We start from the raw sequence: 23,392 nt of genomic DNA, 5'->3' as shown, positions 1-23,392 counted from the left end.
AACTCAAGCATTTTGCATTTTAAGCTTAATTATAGAACGATACGTAGCTTTTTTGCTATCCGTCATTCAATAGACCTTACGGAATTCGTTTAAATGATGATGGAACGTTAATAGGTTGCGCAAATTTGTTAATTGGAAGTGGTCTGTGGTTGATAATTCTATATTTGCCGCAATTCTATATTCATGATCAAACATTCCATAAAATTCTTTTTGGTACTGGCTTTAGCAGTTCTAGTTAATTCTTGTGCTAAAAGAGCTATTCAGACTTCAGGAGAAATCAATGTGCTGCCTAATGATGAAGACTATCGCAGTTTTTATTTGCTTGGAAATATAGGCGTCAATGACCCGCAGGATAAAGATTCCTTTGCTAAAATGGTGGATCATATTAAGTCAAATTCAAGATCTGAAGATTTTGTTCTGGTTTTAGGTGATAATGTTGATGCGGAATCACTAAAAGAAGATGATGAGGATAGTGCAGATAAAGAGCAGCTGGAATCTCAGCTGGAACAACTCGCAGAATTAGATTTAAATGTTGTCGTGATACCTGGAGATGAAGACTGGAATGATGAAGGGATTGATGGGCTAAAAAACATTGAGGAATTTACTGAGAAGATGCTTGACAACGATGATGCCTATCAACCAGAAAATGCGTGTCCTATTGAAGAAATTGACATCTCTGACAACATGCACCTCATTGTAGTAGATAGTCAGTGGTGGATTGAGGACTGGAATGATAGTCCAAAATTCAACGATGAGTGCGAGATCAAAACCAGAGAGAAATTTATTAAGGTTCTAGCAGATGCCATGCGTAAGGCCAGACACAAGACAGTTATTCTAGCCATGCATCATCCTTTGTACACTAATGGTGTTCATGGAGGCACACTAGGTTTGCGTATGCTATCTACACCTAAACAGGAGAACGCGTACATTCCTGGACTAGGTTTTCTATACAGTTTTGTTCGATCTCAATCAGGTCTATATCCGCAAGATCGCTACAATCCATTGATGAATGAATTAATGGAAGAAATAGAAACCATAGGCAGTGGCATTGAAAGGCTGGTCATCGTTTCTGCGCATGAGGAAAGTTTGCAATTCATTGATCAGGATAATATTAAACAGATCGTTTCTGGAGCTGTGACGGCTACCAATGTGGCTTCTTTAGGTAAAAAAGGAAAATTTAGTGCAGGGAAAATCGGCTTTTCTGAATTACGAATTTTTAAGGATCAGAGCTCTCAAGTCTTTTTCCATGTTATGAATGATACTGGCGATTTAGAACAAGTCTATGCCAATCAATTATTTGATACGAAACAACCCTATGATATTTCTGCTATACCTGTAAATACTTCCAAAACAGTAATGGCAAGTGTTTACCCTAAAGAAGAAACAGACGTTGATGAAGACCACGAAGAGTTTTATGGAAAACATTATCGCAGACTTTACGGTATTGATGTGGAAGCGCCTACCGTAATGCTGGATACCCTTTATGGTGGTTTAAAAGTGGAACGTGCTGGTGGTGGTAATCAAACACAAGGATTGCGATTAGTCGATAGTCTGGATCGCGAGTTTAATATGAGAGCGCTAGAAAAAGACGCCCTACAATTTTTAAAGAGCGCCGGATATGACAAGCTAGATGCCGATAAATATTTTGCAGAAACGCTGCCACAAGAATTGATTCGGGACTTTTATACGGCGGCGCATCCATACGGTGCTTTTGCAGTACCACGACTGGCTGGTGCGATAAAACTGAGCCACACACATCCTAAATTATTTTACGTTCCCAAACAGCCAGTTTTGGGAGATTTCAATAGCACGCATGGCGATCGACTTTATATGATTGTTGAGAAGCCAGATGATAGTTTTGACAACGCACACATGTTCGGTTACAATGAAGACGTGGAAAGTACTGATGATCTATTTGAGAAGATTAGAGAAGATGAACAGTACACTGTCGATGAAGAGCTGTACATACGTGCCCGAATCTTTGATATGTTATTAGGCGATTGGGACCGGCATGAGGATCAATGGCGCTGGGCAGAAATCAAAATTGATGATGACCACAGCACCTTTGAGGCTATACCGCGAGATAGAGATCAGGTGTTTGCACGATTTGATGGTGATCTATTGGAATTTATGAATACCGCCATAGGTAGCACCAAGCAGTTTGGTAATTACGGGCCAGATATTGAATACATCAAACAGTTTAGCCAGAGTGCCATTCGTTTAGATCGTGCTGTATTACAGCGAACTTCCATAGTCGATTGGGAAAAGCAAGTACGATACATTCAAGAGAATATTACTCCAGAGGTTGTAGAAAAAGCATTCAATGAGATGCCTGAAGAGGTTAAGGATGAGCAGTGGTTGCAGACACAAGAGGATTTGCTTTCGCGAAAGCGTAATCTCAACGACATCGTGCAACGCTATTTTGAGCATTTTCTAGAATTTCAAACATTGAAAGAAACGGACAAAGACGACCGATTCACAATTCGTAGGGAAGATGGAGAAACGTTTATTAGTGCTTTTCGTATCAAAGATGGAGAATCTGAGGATGTTCTTTTTGAGCGGTCATTTGTAGATGATGTAACTCAAGAAATCTGGATTTATGGTCTTGACGATGATGATGAATTTATAGTGACTGGTGATGGTGATAGTAAGATTCCAATCGTCTTAATTGGCGGTAAAGGCAAGGATATCTATGAAGTAGAAAACGGAAAGGGAATCTCCATATTTGATTACAAAAGCGAAGAAAATGATTTGAGCAAAGCTGGAAAGTCCCGTAATACCTTAAGAGATGATTATGAAATCAACCACTATGATCACAGAAAATTCCCTGAGCAGAAAAGTACATTCAGCTTAAAAATGGAATACAACCCAGACGATGGTATCCGACCGCAATTGGGTATTGAGAAATCCAACGTTGGTTTTGAGCGCAATCCATATACCGTTAAATATGGGCTTAACGTTGACTATAGATCATTGACCCAAGCCGCTGTTTTTGATGCTTATTGGGCTAGAGCAAACGTGTTGGGACAATGGAATCTTCAACTTGATGCATCTATTACAACAAATAACTATACAGAAAACTTCTTTGGCTATGGGAACGACTCAAATTTTGATGAAAATACTGACTTTGATGACAATCGCATTTTTATGCAGCGTCAATCCATAGGTGGCTCCATTTACAAAATTGGTGATTACGGTAGCAATTTTACTGTAGGTACCATGTATGAGGGCATTGAGGTAGAACCAAACATACCTTTATTTACAAATGTTGAAAATGAACGCGATGATTACTTCAAGGCTTTCTTCAATTATGAATTTAAAAGCATCGACGATAATAGATTTACAACAAGAGGTATGTGGCTCACCAGTGATTTCTCATTCACGGATAATCTTGCCAATGGAGATAACTTTATAGGTATTGACCCATCATTAACCTTTTGGAACGCGATTGATGATAATCGCAGGTTGATTTTCAAATCTAATATCGCTGGGCAACTGCGCATGGGCGATGAGCCGTTATTCTATCAAGCGGCACGTTTAGGTGGTTCAAACGGTTTACGCAGTTTTAGACAGGAGCGTTTTAATGGCAATTATGCGCTGAATGCAAGTGCAGATTTGCGCTACGATGCCGCACCTATCAAAACCCGATTGTTACCGTTACGCTTGATTCCTTATATAGGAGTAGATACGGGAAGAGTATGGGTTTCCAGGGATACGGTTAGTACATTTCACACCAGTTATGGTGGTGGATTGGAACTGGCGTTTCCTGGATTGATAAAAGGTAATATATCCTATTTCACAGGTGAAGAAGGCGGCAGATTAGCTTTTGGGATTTACCTCTCTAAATAATTAGAACGAAAAATCCTGTTGTTGAATCATAAAGATCGCGGGACGTTTGTGAAAATCTTCCTTATTATGTTTCCAATGGGAAATGGATTGGGTTCGAATGAACTCGGTTGGAAGTGTGATGTCACAGGCCACACAAAGCAAGGTGTCTGAATTTAAACTGTTGCATAATACCTCAAGCATTTTGTTGTTGCGGTAAGGAGTTTCAATAAATAGTTGAGCCTGTTGTTCATTCTTGGATCGTTGTTCCAGCTCTAGAATTCTACGCTTGCGATCTTTGTTATCGATAGGTAAATAGCCATTGAAAGCAAAGTTTTGTCCATTGAGACCACTTGCCATAACCGCCATGAGAATGGAACTAGGACCAACTAATGGGACTACCTTGATGCCTTTTTGGTGCGCTATGGCGACGACTTCAGCTCCTGGATCTGCAACGCCTGGAACGCCGGCCTCACTCATTAATCCCATAGGTTTGCCTTCCAGGCAAGGCTGTAAGAATGAAGGAACTTCAGATGGCTCAGTGAATTTATTGATAAGTGAAAACTCGAGAATAGATTGTTCCTTCTCTGGTAGCAAACTTTTAATGGATCTTCTCGCGGTTTTTTCATTCTCTACAATATAATCATCCACCAATTCGACAATGCGTTTTATAGAAATAGGCATCACCTCTAACGGATCCACATCGCCCAATGTGACTGGTATGAGATAGAGAGTGCCGTAGGGTTGTGACATGGGTTGGTTTTATTTTATTTTATTTATAAGTTTTATGGATAGTAAATGGAAATTATTGTTATCTCGCTTTCGCGAAAGCGAAATCACTTCTAAAGATCAATCACACGATACACTTTGCGTTGCCTCAAATAGCTTTGAACAATGTGTCTGGTATTGCGGTCTTCTGGAATTTCTGTAATAATATTTTTAAGAATTTTAGGATCTGTAAACTGAATTTGGAGATCTACAAAACCGTAGCCTTTGACGATACCGTCCTCGATGAGAATGACACTGCGCTCTGTATGTTCCCGGCCGCGGTCGACAAGAATGCGTCTATCGATTTTGAAGTTATGCTGATTGTAGATTTCAATCGCTCGTTCGTTGTACTGCTCTACAGGCTCTTTGTTAATGCAGGCTCCATGGCAATGACCTGTTTCATATCTGGAGCATGGCCCATCAGAGGCTTTCTCAAGTCCTGTAAGGATACCACATAGTTGATATTCTTCCTGCATTTTTTCCATGAAAGATCTGGCTGCTTTACCATTGCTAAAGCTAGTCAAATAATCACCGTTTTTTCTCGTCGATGCAATGTGGTAGGTGAGGTAGCCGTTATCATCACTTCCCTTAAAAATCCCGTGACTGTATCTAGGTTTATTGGATTTCTTGTTGAATTTTGGCTTGTGCTTTCTCATCTCAAGATGTTCCTTGAGTAGCGCTAGTAGATCATTACCTGTTTTTTCAAACCTTACGTTTTCTACCTGCTTGCTCATCTCCACAGATCGCCTGCGGTCAGTGGTAAAATGCTGAGTCAGACTTTTCTTCATATTACGGCTGCGACCTATGTAGATCAATTGATCTTGATCGTCATATAAATAATAAAGTCCTGTGGACGCCGGCACCTTTTCAAGAAGTGTCTTGAGATTATTTGCGACAACAGTTTTAGGAAACGACTTAAGACTTTGCTGCAAAATGCTTTTAGAGCTGTCTTTATTCAGTAATAACTTAAAAAGTTTTACTGTTGCTAGAGCATCACCGGTAGCACGGTGTCTATCAGTTATGGGAATCCCCAGATTGCGCACAAGTTTACCTAGACTGTAGGTTTCTTGCTCTGGCATTAGCTTTTGGGCAAGCTCTACGGTACAAAGTGTTTGCATGTCAAACTCATAACCCAATCTTTCAAACTCCAATCGTAACATGCGATGATCAAAATTTGCATTATGAGCCACGAGGATGGCACCATCCATAATTTCTATGATGCGTTTGGCAACTTCATAAAATTTAGGAGCACGAACTAACATTTTATTATTGATGCCCGTAAGTTTCACTACAAAGGGCTGAATCTCCTTTTCAGGGTTGATTAAGCTAGCAAATTGATCAACGATCTCATGACCGTCAAATCTATAAATTGCAACCTCAGTAATTCCTTCTTCATTGAATTTACCACCAGTGGTTTCTACATCTACTATCGCGTACAAATACTAAGTTTTTAATGCGTTTATCTTCAAGTAATGAACGCTTTCAAATGTAAGATAATATTTGATTTTATCAGGATAAGTCGCGTTCATACTATCTCCAGACGATATGTACTTTAAGTAATTTCTCAAAGGAGTTGTTTTAAGGATACTTCTAGAATTTTGCAGAAAGCCAAAACTCTCAAACAAAAAAAGAGTCAACCTTGATTGACTCTTTAAATTCTAAAACTTTAAACTATCTAGATCTTTTCATGATAGATTTTATCATAGAGATCTTGGTAAGCTTCTTTAATGTTACGACGCTTCATTTTCATGGTAGGAGTGAGGTGACCAGCTTCAATGCTCCATACATCAGGAGTTAACTCAAATCGCTTTACACGTTCCCACTTCCCAAATTTTTCATTGTGTTCATCCACTTCCTTTTGGAAACGCTCAATCACTTGTTCATTGGAAATTAAATCCTTGTGATCTTTAAAGTTAATTCCTTTGCGTTTTGCCCAATCCTCCAAAAATTCAAAATTAGGTTGGATCAATGCTGCAGGCATTTTCTCGCCTTCACCTACAACCATGATTTGATCTACAAATCGGCTTTGTTTCATGGTGTTTTCTAGCAGCTGTGGAGCTACATATTTACCACCGGATGTTTTGAACATTTCTTTCTTACGATCGGTAATTTTCAAGAATCCTTCAGCATCAATTTCACCGATGTCACCCGTATGGAAATAGCCATCCTTATCAATCGCTTCATCAGTTTTCTCTTGGTCCTTGTAGTATCCCAGCATTCGTTGTGGGCCGTTGATGATAATCTCACCATCAGATGCTATTTGTACATCAGTATCTGGAAGCATTTTACCAACAGTTCCTATCTTGAATCCTTTGTTACGTATATCATTTACTGAAATTACTGGACTGGTCTCCGTTAGCCCATATCCTTCCATTACAGGAACGCCTGCAGCATTAAAAACTCTCGCAAGTCGTGGCTGTAATGCAGCGCTACCACTTGCTATAGCTCTAAGGTTTCCTCCTAAGGCTTCCTGCCATTTTGAAAATATCAATTTTCTGGCAAGTTTAAGTTTGGTTTCATACCACCAGCCGTTCTGACCATAAGGTTCCCATTCAAGACCCAACTCTACGGCCCAATAGAATAACTTCTTTTTGACACCATCAAGGTCGGTCCCTTTAGCAATTATCTTGTCATAAACTTTCTCCAATAATCGCGGTACAGCGCTCATCACTTCAGGTTGCACTTCTTTTAGGTTTTCAGAGATTGTTTCTAGTGATTCTGCAAAATAAATACCACTACCTGTATAGATGTATAGGTATTGCAACATACGTTCATAAATGTGACAGACAGGTAAAAAACTCAAAGCCTTAGATCTACCAAGTTCAATGGGTAATCTAGTTTCTGAGTTGATGGCATTGCTGCCTATGTTTTTGTGCGATAGCATCACACCTTTAGGTTTACCAGTGGTTCCAGACGTATAAATCAATGTGGCTAAATCATCTTCATGAATGGACGCCATCATCGCATCTAGATCCTTATCGTTTTCAAGATTCTCGCCAGCGACCTTAACCTCTTCCCAGCTTTTACAACCTGAGATATCATCAAAACTATACACCTCAGTAAGTGATGGTACCTGATCCTTGATGGCCATTACTTTTTCGTATACTTCTTTATCAGAAACGAAAACCATTTTTGATTCACTATGATTCAGGACAAAGGCATATTCCTCTTCTGATATAGTAGGATAGATAGGTACATCTTGAGCACCTGTTTGCATAATACCTATATCCATTATATTCCATTCAGTACGGTTTACGGTGGATATAAGCGCAATCTTATCATCTTTTTTCACGCCCATCTTCATCAAACCGCGAGACACAGCTCTAGCTTGATCTACAAAGGATTGTGTCGAGGTTTTTTCCCATGAACCATTCTTTTTAGTAACGAGAGCATCTTCTCTTGGAAATTTTTCCAGCTGATAATAAGGAAAGTCAAAAAGTCTTTTGATTTGCATATCTGATAATTAATACTGCAAAGTAAGGAAAGATCTTCATTTTCCAAACGGAATATTGTCAACTAAACAATTGATAAGAGTTTCGCTTTCGCGAAAGCGAAAAAAGCTACGTTCATCGATTTTTGACAATTAATCATCAAATGTAATTATTGCATTCAATTGAATAACAGACAGTTATAAATATTGTAAGAATATTCTTTAAAAACCAAGATCACAGTTTTTTCGTAGCCCGATGAATTGTGTTAAAAACCTTAATATTTTACCAATTTCTGATCATTTGTACCTACAAATGAAATCAATCACATACTTTAATACTTTAATAATAAATAATTTAAAAAAACACTATGAAAAACTTTACTCTTCTGAGTTTCGTCTTCTCGTTCTTTTTTCTAGGTGCTATTTGCGCTCATGCGCAAGTTGTAACTAAAATTGTAGACGATGGTACAGATGGAACCTTGCGTGTTGAAATTGCTGAAACCGCCGCTGGCGGAACAGTAACCTTTGATCCTTCTATACAAGGACAACAAATTGATGTTACCATGGGAGCGATTCCCATCAATACATTTGCTTCCATAACGATTGATGGAAACAATGGTGGTCAACTTACTACGATATCTGCTGGTTCAAGCAGTCGTATTTTTGACATTGATGCTACCATTGTCGCTGTCGTCAATTTGAACTCTCTCATATTGAGAGATGGTTCAGAACAAAGTGGTGGCGCTATACTTGCTAGTGGTGGTTCTACTGTCGTGAATATTCAAGATAGTGAACTACGAAATAATGAAGCAACAGGAGCCAATGCAGTTCAAGGTGGTGGTGCTATCTTCAATGATGGAGCAATCGTAAACCTAACAAATTGTTTATTCACTCGCAACGATGCTACAGGAACTTCAGGTAGTGGTGGTGCTATTCTAAATTCAAATGGAGGATCAATGACTATTGACAATTCCATCTTTAGAGTTAATACTTCTCAAAGAGCTGGTGGTGCTATTGAGGACAATGCAAGCGCTGGTACGCCGATAATTGTTACTAACTCAACTTTTGCAAGAAACGATGCTGGAGCAAATCCTGGAAACGGTGGTGCGCTGCATGTATCAGGATCAAGTTCTTATACGTTTACAGGAGCAACGATCAGAGAAAACGTAGCTGGAAAAGAAGGTGGTGGACTCTGGAATAACGCTGGAACACTCACCATTAATAGTTCTTTGTTGGAAGATAATGTCGCCTCAGGTGATTTCGTAGCAGGATCACCTCCACAAATTGTTGGTGGTGGAGCTATTTTTTCTGAAGATAGTCCGACTGGAGAAGTAGTAATTAATGAGGGAACAATCATTAGAAGAAACTTTGCAACAGGAGTACAAGGCTCTGGTGGTGGTATATTAATGGCTACTGGAACTACCTTGACTATCAATGGTACAGAAGGTAATCCGGTAACTATTTCCAACAACAGCGCAAGTCGTGCAGGTGGTGGTCTAGAAGACTGGTCATTGGATGCTAATACAAATAATCTAACAAACGTTGTGTTCTCTGGTAATACTGCAGGACTTGATGCTGATAATTTCGTTGCAAACGGCGGTCCTGGAAACGGTGGAGCGATTCACGTAACTGGACCTGGTAGTAATAACATTACAGGTGGCTCAGCTACTGGTAATTTAGCTGCCAATGAAGGTGGTGGATTCTGGAACGGTACAGGAACTATGACTATTAGTGGTACTACAATCGACGGAAATACCGCTAGTGGTAACGACGCTGATGTAGCTGGTGCAGCTGGTGGTGGTGGTATCTTCAATGAAGGTGGTACTGTTGACCTAATTGCTGGAACAGTTGTTTCAAACAATATTGCAGATGGTGCACAGTCAACTGGTGGTGGAGTATTGAATGCAGCTGGGACATTTACTGCAACTGATTCTGAGATTTCAGGAAATGAATCAAACAGAGCTGGTGGTGGAATAGAAACCAATGGTACTTCAAGTGTTACTTTAACTAATGTAACTTTAGAAAATAACAGCACAGGCGTGGTAACAGGAATGGGTGCACCAGGTAATGGAGGAGCTCTTCACGTAAGCGGTGCTGGATCTGTTGATATTACTGGAGGAACGGTTAATACAAATGATGCTGCAAATGAAGGTGGTGGATTATGGAATGGAGCAGGAACAATGACTGTTTCTGGAACAACAATTAATGCAAATATTGCGGCAGGTACAAGTGCAGCTGGAGCAACTAATCCTGGTGATACAGGTGGTGGAGGAATCTACAATGAAGGTGGTACAGTGAATCTTACAAATAATGCAGTGGTATCTAACAATCAAGCGACAGGAGCACAATCTACTGGCGGTGGTGTTTTGAATGCTGCTGGTACATTTACTGCAACTGATTCTGAGATTTCAGGAAATGAATCAAACAGAGCTGGTGGTGGAATAGAAACCAATGGCGATAGTTCAGTAGAACTTACCAACACAAACCTAGACGGAAACTTCACAGGTGTAACAACCGGTCCTGGAGCGCCAGGTAATGGTGGTGGACTTCACGTTAGTGGAGCAGCACCTGTAACAATTACTGGTGGTACGGTGAACAATAATATTGCTGCAAAAGAAGGTGGTGGACTTTGGAACAATCAAGGAACACTTACCGTTAATGGAACTGAATTGACTGGAAATGATGCTAGAGGCGACTTCGTTGCTGGAACACCTCCAGAAATTGTTGGTGGTGGGGCAATCTTCGCAGAAGATGGTGCAGGTATTGTCATCATCAATGAAGGAACAACTATTGACAGCAACTTTGCAACAGGAGTACAAGGCTCTGGTGGTGGAATCTTAATGGCAACTGGAACTACCTTGACTATCAATGGTACAGAAGGTAATCCGGTAACTATTTCCAACAACAGCGCAAGTCGTGCTGGTGGTGGTTTAGAAGACTGGTCACTGGATGCAAACACAAATAATCTAACAAACGTTGTGTTCTCTGGTAATACTGCAGGACTTGATGCTGATAATTTTGTTGCAAATGGCGGTCCTGGAAACGGTGGAGCGATTCACGTAACTGGACCTGGTAGTAATAACATTACAGGTGGCTCAGCAACTGGTAACTTAGCTGCAAATGAAGGTGGTGGATTCTGGAACGGTACAGGAACTATGACTATTAGTGGTACTACAATCGACGGAAATACCGCTAGTGGTAACGACGCTGATGTAGCTGGTGCAGCTGGTGGTGGTGGTATCTTCAATGAAGGTGGTACTGTTGACCTAATTGCTGGAACAGTTGTTTCAAACAATATTGCAGATGGTGCACAGTCAACTGGTGGTGGAGTATTGAATGCAGCTGGGACATTTACTGCAACTGATTCTGAGATTTCAGGAAATGAGTCTAACAGAGCTGGTGGTGGTATTGAAACAAATGGAGCTTCAAGTGTTACTTTAACTAATGTAACCTTAGATAACAACAGCACAGGAGTGATTACAGGAATGGGTGCACCAGGTAATGGAGGTGCTCTTCACGTAAGCGGTGCTGGATCTGTTGATATCACTGGAGGAACAGTAAATACAAATGATGCTGCTAATGAAGGTGGTGGATTATGGAATGGTGCTGGGATAATGACAGTAGATGGAACTACTATCGATGGAAATACAGCCAGTGGTAACGATCCTGATGTAACTGGAGCTTCCGGTGGTGGAGGAATCTACAATGAAGGTGGTACAGTAAATCTTACAAATAATGCAGTTATTTCAAACAATATCGCAGATGGTGCACAATCAACTGGTGGTGGAGTATTGAATGCTGCTGGTACATTTACTGCAACTGATTCTGAGATTTCAGGAAATGAATCAAACAGAGCTGGTGGTGGAATAGAAACCAATGGTGATAGTTCAGTAGAGCTTACAAACACAAACCTTGATGGAAACTTTACAGGAGCCGTAACAGGAGCAGGAGCGCCTGGTAATGGTGGTGGTCTTCACGTAAGTGGAGCAGCACCTGTAACAATTACTGGTGGTACCGTGAATAATAACATTGCTGCCAAAGAAGGTGGTGGACTTTGGAACAATGGTGGATTACTTACCATTAACGGAACTACCTTATCAGGAAATGACGCTCAGGGTGACTTCGTTGCAGGAACACCTCCAGAAATTGTTGGTGGTGGAGCAATCTTCTCTGAAGATAGCATGACTGGTAGTGTTGTTATCAATGAAGGAACAATTATCGACGGTAACGTTGCAACTGGAGTACAAGGCTCCGGTGGTGGAATCTTAATGGCAACTGGAACTACCTTGACAATCAACGGTACAGACGCAAGTCCAGTTACTATTTCCAATAACAGTGCAAGTCGTGCCGGTGGTGGGATCGAGGACTGGTCATTAGGAGCTACTACATCAACAATTACAAACGTGAACTTTACAGGAAACACGGCTGGATTAAATAGTGGTGATTTCGTTGCAAATGGTGGACCAGGAAACGGTGGAGCAATCCATATAACTGGACCAGGATTGATGGATATCATTGGAGGAACTGCTGATTCTAATATGGCCGCTGCAGAAGGTGGAGCATTTTGGAACAATATAGGAACAATGTCCCTAAATGATGTTATTGTATCTAACAATACAGCTACAGGTGGCGATGCAGACAATGGTGGTGGTGGACTCTTCAATAATGGAGGAACGTTCAACGCAACTAACGTTACAGTGACTGGAAACCTTGCCACAGGTGCTTCGGGATCAGGTGGTGCATTGTTAAGTACTGATGGTGCCGTCACAATTACAGACTCTGAAATCACAGGCAATTCTGCAAACAGAGCTGGTGGAGCGATCGAGATTATTTTAGGTACATTAGATATTAATACTTCTGATATATCTGGAAATGATGTGAATGGAAATGCGGGTACTGCTGCACCAGGAAATGGAGGAGCTCTCCATATTAGTGCTTCAGAAACTGAAGGTGCAACTGTGACCATCGATAATAGTACTTTCAATAACAATGCAGCAGCATCTGAAGGTGGAGCTTTATGGAATCAAACAAACTCTACTTTGATCGTTTCAAATTCTACCTTAGACAGTAATAGTACTAATGGTACTGCTGTTGATAATGGTGGTGGAGCAATATTCAATAATGGTGGAGATACTGAAGTATATGATACTACAATTTCCAACAATACAAGTGCATCTAATGGTGGTGGTATATCTAACCAGATTGGAACGTTAATCGTAGAAACATCTACGATTTCTAGTAACTCAGCAGATTTAGATGGTGCTGGCGTTTATAATGCCGGTACTAGTGTTGACTTTGATATTGTTACTATTGCACAAAACACTGCGGCTGGGAACGGTGGTGGATTAGCCTCTGCTTCTGGAGCCTTTTCAATCAGAAACACTTTAGTTGGTGAAAACCAAGCTAGCAGTAATCTGAATGTACAGGGAATTACTTCAAACGATTATAACTTAATCGAGATAGATGATACTAATTCATTTACTACAATGGCAAATGATATCGTTGGTACGGTTGCAAGTCCTGAATTTGCTTCTTTAGGTCCATTACAGGACAATGGTGGTAATACATTTACACACGCATTGGAAAATGGAACAAGAGCGCAAGATCAAGGTGAACCTGGTAATAATCTGACAGATCAACGTGGATTTGAAGTATTTGGAGCGGCACGTGACATAGGTTCTTATGAAGCACAAGTAACGCTTTCAAATGATGACGTTTCAGAAGCACTTGCATCAGTTCGTATGTATCCTAACCCTAGTAGTAATGGACAGTTCAATATTGAATTGCCAGCACAGATTACTTCAACTGCAACCTATAGAGTTATGGATATGACCGGTAAAGTTGTAGGTGGGTCAACACTTCAAAATGGAGTGAATAGACTACAAATGAATAATTTGTCTACAGGTATCTATATTGTTCAGATATCAGTATCTGATCAACAACAAAGCTTAAAGTTAATTATTGAATAAGCCTAATTAGTTTTAATCAGAAAGCCCATTCTAAATGATAGAATGGGCTTTTTTTATAAAATGATGTTCAGTTCGCTTTCGCGAAAGCGAAACAATCAACCATCTAATTCACTATTTACTCTACATCCACTTCCTGAGCCTGATTGCGGAACACCAATTCATTCTCAAATGAGTCAATAAGAACCACACTTTCTGTAATAATTTCTCCAGATAGAATACTTTTAGAAAGCTGGTTGAGTACATTTTTTTGTATCACACGCTTTACAGGTCGCGCTCCGTACTGCGGGTCAAAACCTTGCTGTGCAAGAAGATCAATCGCTTGTGGTGTAGCGTCGATTATTATTCCTTGCTGTGCTAACATTTTGGTCACACCTTTGAGTTGCAGGCCAACAATCTTTTTGATTTCGGTAGCATTAAGCGGTGTGAACATCACGATGTCATCAATACGGTTAATAAATTCTGGGCGCACTCGTTGTTTGAGCGCTCCTAAAACTTCTAGCTTCGTCGCCTCTATAACCGATTCTCTATCGGTAGCGGCATTTTCAAATCGTTCCTGAATCACTTCTGCTCCCATGTTGGAGGTCATGATGATGATACTGTTCTTGAAATCTGCCACACGACCCTTGTTATCTGTTAATCTTCCTTCATCAAGTACCTGTAGCAAGATATTGAACGTGTCTGGATGCGCTTTTTCAATTTCATCCAGCAGTATTACAGAATAGGGTTTTCTACGAACCGCTTCTGTTAATTGTCCACCTTCATCATATCCTACATAACCTGGAGGAGCACCTACTAGGCGACTCACACTGTGGCGTTCTTGATATTCACTCATATCAATACGCGTCATAGCGCTATCATCATTAAAGAGGTAATCTGCAAGTGCTTTTGCCAGCTCTGTCTTTCCAACTCCAGTGGTACCAAGAAATAGAAAAGAACCTACCGGTTTTTTCTGATCCTGTAAACCAGCTCGACTTCGTCTTACTGCATCGCTCACAGCAACAATGGCTTCTTCTTGACCTACGACTCTCTTGTGCAATTCTTCCTCAAGGCGCAGTAGTTTCTCACGCTCGCTTTGTAGCATCTTAGTAACGGGTATTCCAGTCCATTTTGCTACAACTTCTGCGATATCATCATAGGTAACTTCTTCCTGAATCAAGGATTTGCTTTTATCAGAGGCGTTTACTTCTTGTTGCAGTTTTTCTAGCTGCTCCTGGCTTTCCTTAATTTTACCATATCGCAGTTCAGCCACTTTGCCGTAATCTCCATCGCGTTCTGCACGTTCTGCTTCAAGCTTATAGTTTTCAATATCTGTTTTTGCATTTTGAATATTGTCAACCAGCTCTTTTTCAGTTTCCCATTGCGCATTTAAGGCATTGCGCTCTTCTTTGAGATTTGCAAGGTCGCTGCGCAAGGTTTTCATTTTAGCCTCATCCTTTTCACGTTTGATGGCCTCAATCTCGATTTCAATTTGCATGATCTTACGATCCAGCACATCCAGTTCTTCAGGTTTGGAATTAATTTCCATACGTAGCTTAGAAGCTGCCTCATCCATAAGGTCAATGGCCTTGTCTGGAAGAAATCTATTAGTAATGTATCGTTGAGATAATTCTACGGCACCAATAATAGCTTCATCCATGATGCGCACCTTGTGGTGAGTTTCATATTTGTCCTTGATACCACGTAGGATGGAAATCGCACTCTCTGTATCAGGTTCATTCACCTGTACCTTCTGGAAGCGACGTTCTAATGCCTTGTCCTTTTCAAAATACTTTTGGTATTCATCCAAAGTTGTTGCACCTATCGCACGCAGTTCACCACGAGCTAGGGCAGGCTTCAAAATATTAGCAGCATCCATCGCTCCTTGACCACCGCCAGCGCCAACTAACGTATGAATCTCATCAATAAATAAGACGATATCACCATTGCTTGAAGTAACTTCTTTGATCACCGCTTTAAGCCGTTCTTCAAATTCGCCCTTATACTTTGCACCAGCAATTAATGCTCCCATATCTAAAGAGAAAATTTGTTTATTCTTTAAATTTTCTGGAACATCTCCTGCAACGATACGGTGAGCAAGTCCTTCGGCAATGGCTGTTTTACCAACTCCTGGTTCACCAACAAGCATTGGATTGTTCTTAGTACGTCTAGAAAGGATTTGCAAAATTCTTCTAATCTCTTCATCACGCCCTATAACAGGATCCAGTTTTCCCTGATCTGCTAACTCATTCAGGTTTTTCGCATACTTGCTCAGACTATTGTAAGTTTCTTCTGCACTTTGAGAGGTAATCTTTTCTCCTTGGCGCAATTCGGTAATAGCAGCCTTTAGATCCTTTTCGGTTAGACCTTGGTCTTTAAGTATCTGTGCTGTCTTAGATTTTCCATCAAAAATACTGAGCAGCAAATGTTCAACTGATACATATTCATCACCCATTTTATTGGCAATAGATACGGCGTTGTTCAAAACACGATTTGCCTCGCGGGATAATTGAAGATCACCTCCTTCAACCTTAGGTAAGGAAGCCAACTGGCTATCAATTAATTGCTCTATTAATGAAAGATTCAAATTCAATTTCTTGAATAAGAAAGGCATCACGTTTTCATCAACCGTTAGCATCGCCTTAAAAAGATGAGCGTTCTCAATGATTTGATGGCCCATTTCCTGTGCAAGTTGCTGTGCCTGTTGCACGGCCTCTTGCGATTTTATAGTGAGTTTATTAAAGTTCATATTTATGTTTTCTTTTTCTTAGTCAAATGATGTTCCCAAATGGATTTTGTCAAAAAGTCAGCATTTTCAATAAATTAAGACGACAGGTTGACATATTATTAATTAATTAATACTTTATGAGCTGCCATCCTTATATATTTGTAGGGTTAAAATTATAACGGATTATGGGGTTAATGGATAAATTATTTAAATCGCAACGGGAAATTGCTAAGGACGAGATCAAAGGTATCTCGTGGGAACCTTTAGAATCTGTTGATCAACTTCACAATTTAGTTAAGAACTCAAATTTAAAAACCAAAGTCATTTTCAAACATAGTACTCGATGTGGTATATCGAGAATGGCGCTAAGTAGTTTCGAAAAAAACTATGAAAACCTTGATCAAAATGCAGCTTACTATTTGCTGGATTTACTCAACTATAGAGATGTAAGTACAGCAATCGCTGAAGAGCTCAACGTTCAACATCAATCACCGCAAGTGATCGTACTTAAGGATGAAAAGGTCATACATACAGAAAGCCATCACGGTATCGATATCAATAAAATCCAATCCCTAATTAAATAAACCAAACTATGAAGAATATAAGATTTTACTTACTTGCTAGTTCATTACTAGTAATTTCCTGTGCGACCAATGTGTTTACAGGAGAAAGAACGTTGAAACCTGTATCTAATGATCAGGTATTCCCGGCAGCATTTTCTGCCTACAACGAGGTGCTGGAAGAGAGTAATCTAGTCACTGGAACAGCAGAATCACGAATGATTGTGAACGTAGGACAAAATATTAAATCTGCATCTCAAAAGTGGTTGAATGCATTAGGCCATCCTGAATATCTTGATGGTTATGAATGGGAATACAACTTAATCAATGATGATCAAGTGAATGCTTGGGCTATGCCAGGTGGTAAGATTGCATTCTACACGGGAATTCTTCCTATTGCTCAATCAGAGACTGGTGTTGCGGTAATCATGGGTCATGAGGTTGCTCATGCACTTGCAAATCATGGTGGTCAACGCATGAGAGCTAGTCAATTGCAACAATTAGGAGCAGTTGGACTTGCTGTAGGTGGTGTAGTATCAGGAACAAGTGGTCAGACGATGAACATTTTGAATCAAGCTTACGGATTGGGTTCTCAATACGGTGCATTACTACCGTTCTCTAGAGCTCAAGAATCTGAAGCAGATAAAATAGGACTTATTCTTACTGCCATAGCAGGTTACAATCCAGATGAAGGTGCAAGATTATGGGAACGTATGAAGGCTAATAGTGGTGGTCAAGCTCCACCAGAGTTCTTGAGTACACACCCATCAAATGATACTCGTATCGCAAACTTAAAACAGCTAGCACCAGTTGCTAAACAAGAAGCAGCAAAATACGGAGTGACTTCATTCAAATAGTCATCTCAAAAACATACTTTTAAAGGGTTCTTCAAGAACCCTTTTTTTATGAAAAAAACTTACCCTAAAGGCCATCCAAAACTTCTCACAGCTTGGGCATTCTACGATTGGGCAAATTCCGTTTACTCACTTGTTATTGCTAGCGCTATATTTCCAATTTATTATAGCGCCATAAGCAGTAATGCCTATGAATCTGGCAACGTCCCAGATATATTCAAAGGAATGAATAATGAATCCATCATTATTATTACCACAGCGCTGGCTTTTCTGATTGTAAGCATCATATCTCCCATATTATCTGGGGTGGCTGACTATTCAGGGAAGAAAAAGCGGTTTCTGCAATTCTTTTGCTATTTAGGTGGCGCCTGTAGTATTGGGTTGGCGTTTTTTAGCTTTGATCATTTATGGATCAGTTTGTTGATCTATTTGCTGGCGTTGGTTGGTTTTTGGGGATCGCTGGTTTTTTACAACTCCTATTTGCCAGATGTGGCGCATCCTGATCAGCAGGATAGGACCAGTGCTCTCGGATTTTCCATGGGTTATATAGGTAGCGTTATTTTACTGGTGATCTGTCTCGTTCTTATTCAAGGTGGATTTTTTGAAAGCGAGAAACTACCTACCCAAATCTCCTTTGTTCTCGTTGGTATTTGGTGGGTAGGCTTTGCACAATATACCTATGCATATTTACCTATGGGAACCAGAAAGGACAGTAGCAACGTGGATAATATCTTCACAAATGGCTTCAAAGAACTCAAAAAAATCTGGAATCAATTAGGAGAAAACCTACAGATGAAACGATACCTCGCGGCCTTTTTTATTTACAGCATGGCAGTGCAGACGGTGATGCTGGTAGCAACGTATTTTGGTACTGAAGAAGTAAATTGGGGTGAAGGTGGCGCCACCACAGGTTTGATCATTTCCATACTACTCATACAGTTCGTAGCTATAGCAGGAGCATTTGTGGCGAGTTCGCTTTCGCGAAAGCTTGGAAACATCAACGTCCTCATTGGAATAAACATCGTGTGGGCTTGTGTATGTGTCTATGGCTATTTTGTAACCACGCCCATACAGTTTTATATTACCGCAGGTTTTGTAGGGTTTGTGATGGGATCGATACAATCACTTTCTAGAAGTACCTATTCTAAAATGATTCCAGAAAGCAGTCTCGATACGGCATCCTATTTTAGCTTTTTTGACGTAGCAGAAAAGATTGGGATTGTGATCGGTATGCTGTTGTTTGCTGTGGTAGGAGAGATCACAGGATCTATGCGTGGGAGCATTCTGTTTTTGGTAGTGTTTTTTGTGATCGGTATCATTCTCTTGATACGGGTTCCAAGAATAAAAGAACCTGCAACCACTACGTAAAATCTACTTCAAAAACAACTTGCGGATTCCTATAAACGCAAAGATCAAAATTGACATTCCCAGAAGAGTAGGAATCACGAATTGTATCATTCCAAAGAGAAGCAACAACGCGATTACAAGCAATTGAAATCCTAGTCCATAGACTGACAACAAAGTCATGAACCAACTAGGGAAAGGCTCGCACTTTCTCGCTTTACTGTCCATGTGGTAGATCACAAAATCAAAAACCCCATAAAGGCTTTTATACAAGTGATAGAAGAACGTCACCATTTTTTGCGTTTCGCCTTCAAGTGCGACTGGCACACTGTTTTCCCGTACGCGACTGGTTAAATCACCATCGACACTATTCCTCAAGATCACGTAATAGAAATTATACAAGGTTCCTTGTAGTTGTAGTCCTATAAATGCTAATACCGTCCAGATCCAGCTGGCATCTGTCACATACATGATGGCCAATAGAAAAAACATATTAAGCAACAAATCACAAACGGAATCCAAATAACGGCCTACGTATGATGGTGTTTTTTTCAACCTAGCTAACTCACCATCTGCCGCATCAATAACAGATTTAAGTATAAGAAAAAAAGCTGCGGTAATATAATGACCATTCAATATGGAATAAATAGCAATAATCCCACTCACTACAAATAAAAGCGTAACGTGAATAGGAGTGAAGCTTGTATCCTCTAGCTTTTCAGCGATCCACTTACCACCAGATCGACCATAATCTGATAGATCTGTAAATTGATATTTGGGTGGTAGTTTGGACATCAGGTGATTCTAGCGTTAGCGGGCGCAAAAGTAGTCTATAATTACAAATCAAACTTACTGTGACGATAGGCTCCTGATTTTTTGAAATAGGATCATAAAAAATCCCAATACAGTCTAGACTGATTGGGATTAATTGAATTGTTGTTTTTGAGTTCGCTTTCGCGAAAGCGATACAAATCTACATTTGTGTAATATCACCACTACCCATAACCGTCTTTTTGATATCGCTGGTCTTGCCTTTATAACGTAAGTCTCCCGAACCAATTATACTAGCGTTCATCTTACCACCATTGCAGAATACCGCAACATCACCACTTCCAGCTATACTAGCATTGACGTTATTTGCCTTTAGGTCATAAGCACTTATATCACCACTACCAGCAACACTGGCATCCAGATTCTCTGTTCTACCAGAGACTTTCAAATCGCCACTACCGGCAACGGCAAGGCTCAGGTTTTTCGATTCGGTTCTTAATTTGATGTCGCCACTGCCCGCAACACTTATTTTCATTTTTTCTGACTTCAAGGTCAGATCGCTTGTGATATCACCACTTCCAGCGAGACTTACATAATCAATTTGTTCTACAGGAACGTAAACCTTGATTCCCTTACGACTGTTCAAATTGATGCCGTCCTCTATGCCAATGGTGAGACGGTTGCCTTTCACCTCAATCTCAAGGTATTCCATCAGGTTGGATTCGGCCTCTACTTTGATGTTGCCTTCTTTACCGCTTATAAGTTCGACATCCATGGATCCAGCCATGCTTACACCATCATAGTTTGAAGTTCTAAAATTCTGTGTGATGACGTCACCATTACCATTTACTTTTTTATTGCCGAACCATTGAGCATTAGCCGATTGAAATGCGACTATGGCAATTGCTACTAGAATTATTTTTTTCATTTTGTTTAGTTTTAGGTTATTGATTAGTTGTTTGCTTGAAGAGAAACGTTACCAAAACTGCTGTTGATATCGATTCTATTATTACTGCCTTGGGTATTGTTATAGCCTTGTTTGTAGGATTCGTTCATTTCCTTTCTTGAGTTTACCGTTGCCAGCCCAGAACCTAGATTAAGAGAACCGAACTCTGTCTTACATTCATAAACAAAGCTTGCATCCTTGTCATAACGCACCTTTACGGTCGTGTAATCAGATTTGATGTTTACATTTTTGAATCCTTTGCTTAGACTATTAATGGTAATAGTTCCAAAATCGGCTTTCATGATGGCTTCATCTTCTACAGTGTCGATCGTGACTTTGCTGTAATCACCACGGCCATCCAGCGTCTTTATTCTTTCAATGTTATAGGTAGAAAAATCAGAATTGTATTTCAATTTTTCCATCGCTCCAAAGGTAGCCGTCGTATAGTCACCACTTAGATCTAAATTTCCAGCGCCGTATAATTTGAACTCGCTAAAATCAGCTTTGATAACGCCACCTTTCATGTAGTCAATATGTGATTTTGTGGTGTAGTCAAAGGACAGCTCATTGTTGGGATGAAGTAATTGACCTATTTGCAATCTCCCAAAATCACAACTCATCTTCAATGGAGCCATCATTTTTTCAATGATTACCGCACCATAGTCGTTTTCTAATTCCAGAGGTGAGTTCATAGGCATTTTGATGATGAAGTCTACTTTGGTACTTGTTTTATTATTTCCAGAGAACAGGCTCATAAAACCAGAATTCTCGTTAGGAATATCGCTTTGCGCGCTTACTCTGGTTTTAGAAGCTTTAAATTCTACATCGATACGCTCTAGACGATCATTAACCCGATCTTCATCGTTACCGCTCACTTCCACGAGTACATCGATACTCACCGTATTTTGGTTCCATAACTGTACCGTCACATCACCAAAGCTATTCTCTATGTCCACAAGCGCATCACTATTAACGCTGTAGGTCTTATTGATTTTTTTGGTCTTTCTATATTTATCGTTGGGATTTGCGATGGCAATAAGCGGCACGCACATCCATACCAGGAAAAAGGTTTTATATAAGTTCATTTTCTTGTTTTTTGAGTTGTTGTTTTTTTGCTTTAATCTGTGCCCGAGCGTCCTCCAGCAATAATATTCTGGTCTTAAAATTTTGAATCATCGCATCAATTACCGCGGGATTCTCACTGTTGGATTTGAAATCCTTCTGAATTCTTTTATAATCTGTTTCCAGCTTTTCTAGACTCATTTTAGCATCTGCAATAATTTTCTCTGTCGCTGGAGATTGCAATTGGTTCAATGCAGCTAGCTGATAATCAATGGTCTCCACATAACTATTTTGAGCAGCCGCCATTTCTGGAGAAACAGATTTGAGTTCGTAAGATTGTGATTGTCCCGCCATAAAGCTCGCAGATCCTATAATAACGGCAATCACTGCTGCTGCAGACCACTTTAAGATGGCAGACATAGTAATGACTCGGCCTTTTGTCTTAGTCTCGGCAGCCATAGGATTTTGATTTTGATTTTCGTTTTGATTTTGATTTTCAACATCCTCACAAGCTGCATCCAGCTTATCTAGAAACCGTTGCTCATTGCCTTGTGGCAATTCATTAAGATCAAAATCCTGCTTCATAAACCATTCTTTCATTTCATCTTTCATATCAATTCCATTTTACTTCTTAAACTTGTTTTTGCTCTGGATATGGTCGTGCGACACATACCGTGAGAGATTCCCATAATCTGGGCGATTTCCTCATTATCCATTCCTTCAATAAGCGATAAAGTCAGTACCTCGCGATAACTTGCCTTCAATTCCTTCATGGCGATCATGACACGTTTTGCGGTCCATCCTGCGTTCTCCATGTCAATACTTTCGCTATCATCGATGGTCTCATGGTACTCCTCAAAACTTGTAGTGGGCATTTTGCTCGCCTTGCGCTTATAGGTCAAACTATTGTTGATCACGATACGTTTGAGCCAGCTGCCAAAGGTGGCCTCGCGGTTCCACTGATTGATTTTTGCAAATGCGGTAATCATACTTTCCTGCATGATATCTTCAGCCTGTGCGGTGTCTTCCACAATGCGCAATGCCACATGATACATCCCTTTTGCATAGTCGTTGTACACTTGCATCTGGGCGCGCCGGTCGCCTTTTTCGCACAGGTCAAATACGTCGTTTTCTAGTTCGGTTAGGTTCACTTGGTTAG

Annotated in this window: 14 protein-coding genes; 5 read left to right on the top strand and 9 right to left on the bottom strand. The window is 40.2% G+C overall.

Annotated features, from left to right (window positions below; genetic code table 11):
* The first annotated feature begins 183 nt into the window (after nucleotides 1-183).
* Nucleotides 184-3,849: a metallophosphoesterase gene (locus BLO34_RS04740; RefSeq protein ID WP_090753051.1), complete on the top strand. Its 3,666-nt coding sequence runs from the start codon at nucleotides 184-186 to the stop codon at nucleotides 3,847-3,849.
* Here the strand turns inward: BLO34_RS04740 and BLO34_RS04735 are convergent, their stop codons facing one another.
* The 3 genes from BLO34_RS04735 to BLO34_RS04725 all read right to left on the bottom strand — a co-directional run bounded on the left by BLO34_RS04735 (nucleotide 3,850) and on the right by BLO34_RS04725 (nucleotide 8,047).
* On the bottom strand, nucleotides 3,850-4,578 hold the full coding sequence (locus BLO34_RS04735; RefSeq protein WP_090753049.1) for an SAM-dependent methyltransferase: 729 nt from the start codon (nucleotides 4,576-4,578) through the stop codon (nucleotides 3,850-3,852).
* An 89-nt stretch (nucleotides 4,579-4,667) separates the two neighbouring features.
* Nucleotides 4,668-6,032 carry an exonuclease domain-containing protein gene (locus tag BLO34_RS04730; protein ID WP_090753048.1) on the bottom strand — a complete coding sequence of 455 codons (1,365 nt, stop codon included), beginning with the start codon at nucleotides 6,030-6,032 and terminating at the stop codon, nucleotides 4,668-4,670.
* Between the two features lie 236 nt (nucleotides 6,033-6,268).
* Nucleotides 6,269-8,047 carry an AMP-dependent synthetase/ligase gene (locus BLO34_RS04725; RefSeq protein WP_090753046.1) on the bottom strand — a complete coding sequence of 593 codons (1,779 nt, stop codon included), beginning with the start codon at nucleotides 8,045-8,047 and terminating at the stop codon, nucleotides 6,269-6,271.
* Nucleotides 8,048-8,391: 344 nt separating this feature from the next.
* On the opposite strand from BLO34_RS04725, the gene BLO34_RS04720 reads away from it, so the two are divergent.
* Nucleotides 8,392-13,992, top strand: a complete 5,601-nt coding sequence (locus tag BLO34_RS04720) for a T9SS type A sorting domain-containing protein (RefSeq protein WP_090753045.1) — start codon at nucleotides 8,392-8,394, stop codon at nucleotides 13,990-13,992.
* A gap of 115 nt (nucleotides 13,993-14,107) precedes the next feature.
* On the opposite strand, the gene clpB is transcribed toward BLO34_RS04720, so the two are convergent.
* The gene (gene clpB, locus BLO34_RS04715; protein ID WP_090753044.1) at nucleotides 14,108-16,717 is read right to left on the bottom strand and encodes an ATP-dependent chaperone ClpB; all 2,610 of its coding nucleotides are present in this window, start codon (nucleotides 16,715-16,717) and stop codon (nucleotides 14,108-14,110) included.
* Between the two features lie 173 nt (nucleotides 16,718-16,890).
* Between clpB and ytxJ the strand changes: the two genes are divergently transcribed.
* From ytxJ to BLO34_RS04700, 3 genes are read left to right on the top strand one after another with little or no spacing between them, the layout of a single operon-like run.
* On the top strand, nucleotides 16,891-17,280 hold the full coding sequence (gene ytxJ / locus BLO34_RS04710) for a bacillithiol system redox-active protein YtxJ (protein WP_231959565.1): 390 nt from the start codon (nucleotides 16,891-16,893) through the stop codon (nucleotides 17,278-17,280).
* 8 nt (nucleotides 17,281-17,288) lie between these two features.
* Nucleotides 17,289-18,113: a M48 family metallopeptidase gene (locus BLO34_RS04705; RefSeq protein WP_090753041.1), complete on the top strand. Its 825-nt coding sequence runs from the start codon at nucleotides 17,289-17,291 to the stop codon at nucleotides 18,111-18,113.
* Nucleotides 18,114-18,161: 48 nt separating this feature from the next.
* Nucleotides 18,162-19,478: an MFS transporter gene (locus BLO34_RS04700; RefSeq protein WP_090753039.1), complete on the top strand. Its 1,317-nt coding sequence runs from the start codon at nucleotides 18,162-18,164 to the stop codon at nucleotides 19,476-19,478.
* A gap of 3 nt (nucleotides 19,479-19,481) precedes the next feature.
* Here the strand turns inward: BLO34_RS04700 and BLO34_RS04695 are convergent, their stop codons facing one another.
* From BLO34_RS04695 to BLO34_RS04675, 5 genes are all read right to left on the bottom strand, one after another.
* Entirely contained in the window at nucleotides 19,482-20,249 is a 768-nt protein-coding gene (locus BLO34_RS04695; protein ID WP_090753037.1) for a CDP-alcohol phosphatidyltransferase family protein, read from the bottom strand.
* A gap of 178 nt (nucleotides 20,250-20,427) precedes the next feature.
* Nucleotides 20,428-21,153: a head GIN domain-containing protein gene (locus tag BLO34_RS04690; RefSeq protein WP_090753035.1), complete on the bottom strand. Its 726-nt coding sequence runs from the start codon at nucleotides 21,151-21,153 to the stop codon at nucleotides 20,428-20,430.
* A 23-nt stretch (nucleotides 21,154-21,176) separates the two neighbouring features.
* The gene (locus tag BLO34_RS04685; protein WP_090753034.1) at nucleotides 21,177-22,256 is read right to left on the bottom strand and encodes a hypothetical protein; all 1,080 of its coding nucleotides are present in this window, start codon (nucleotides 22,254-22,256) and stop codon (nucleotides 21,177-21,179) included.
* The gene (locus BLO34_RS04680; protein ID WP_090753032.1) at nucleotides 22,243-22,845 is read right to left on the bottom strand and encodes a hypothetical protein; all 603 of its coding nucleotides are present in this window, start codon (nucleotides 22,843-22,845) and stop codon (nucleotides 22,243-22,245) included. Before BLO34_RS04680 ends, BLO34_RS04685 begins: the two co-directional genes overlap by 14 nt.
* Nucleotides 22,842-23,384 (bottom strand): RNA polymerase sigma factor, encoded by a 543-nt coding sequence (locus BLO34_RS04675; RefSeq protein WP_231959564.1) that lies wholly within the window; start codon nucleotides 23,382-23,384, stop codon nucleotides 22,842-22,844. The genes BLO34_RS04680 and BLO34_RS04675 overlap by 4 nt, the downstream gene beginning before the upstream one ends.
* Nucleotides 23,385-23,392: the final 8 nt, after the last annotated feature.

It is taken from the genome of Nonlabens sp. Hel1_33_55 (assembly GCF_900101765.1).
GTDB lineage: Bacteria > Bacteroidota > Bacteroidia > Flavobacteriales > Flavobacteriaceae > Nonlabens.
Note: the sequence above shows the minus strand (reverse complement) of the source record. Positions and strands in the feature narration are given on the sequence as shown.